We start from the raw sequence: 772 nt of genomic DNA, 5'->3' as shown, positions 1-772 counted from the left end.
ATCCTCTACTGAATACGTTACCACTAGCTTCTCCGGTTGACCGATCGCATCATCGATCTCAAACGTACAGTCATTCGCATCAGTAATTAATACATGGTACGTACCCGCCACATACTCAAACGCTGGTGTCAAATCGCCTGCCCCTTGTGGCGGGAATGATATGTCCACTGGGTTACCCAAGTAATCCTCTCCTGTCGCTACTATCTGGTATGGTGCTGTCCCTCCTGAGATATTGCCATTGATCACACCGTTGCCACCATAGCACTTCGCATCCTCTACCGAATACGTTACTACCAGCTTCTCCGGTTGACCGATCGCATCATCGATCTCAAACGTACAACCGTTCGCATCAGTAATTAATACATGATACGTGCCGGCAACATACTCAAACGCTGGTGTCAAATCGCCTGCCCCTTGTGGCGGGAATGTAATGTCCACTGCGTTGCCCAAGTAATCTGTACCTGTCGCTACTATCTGGTATGGTGCCGTCCCTCCTGAGATATTGCCATTGATCACACCGTTGTCACCGTAGCATTGCGCATCCTCTACTGAATACATAACCTCTAGCTTCTCCGGTTGACCGATCGCATCATCGATCTCAAAAGTACAGCCATTCGCATCAGTAATTAATACATGGTACGTGCCGGCAACATACTCAAACGCTGGCGTCAAATCGCCTGCCCCTTGTGGTGGGAATGAAATATCTACGGGGTTACCCAAGTAATCCTCTCCTGTCGCTACTATCTGGTATGGTGCCGTCCCTCCTGAGATA

The 772-nt window shown here is 49.2% G+C and carries 1 pseudogene; it reads right to left on the bottom strand.

Going from position 1 to position 772, the window contains the following annotated elements:
- Positions 1 to 772 (bottom strand): annotated as a pseudogene (locus ABD985_RS16010) (hypothetical protein); the annotation flags it as partial.

The sequence above is a fragment of the Algivirga pacifica genome (genome assembly GCF_039543525.1).
In the GTDB taxonomy this organism is placed as follows: Bacteria; Bacteroidota; Bacteroidia; order Cytophagales; family Flammeovirgaceae; genus Algivirga; species Algivirga pacifica.
The sequence above is the reverse complement of the archived record's forward strand: the minus strand, read 5'-3'. Positions and strand labels throughout refer to the sequence as shown.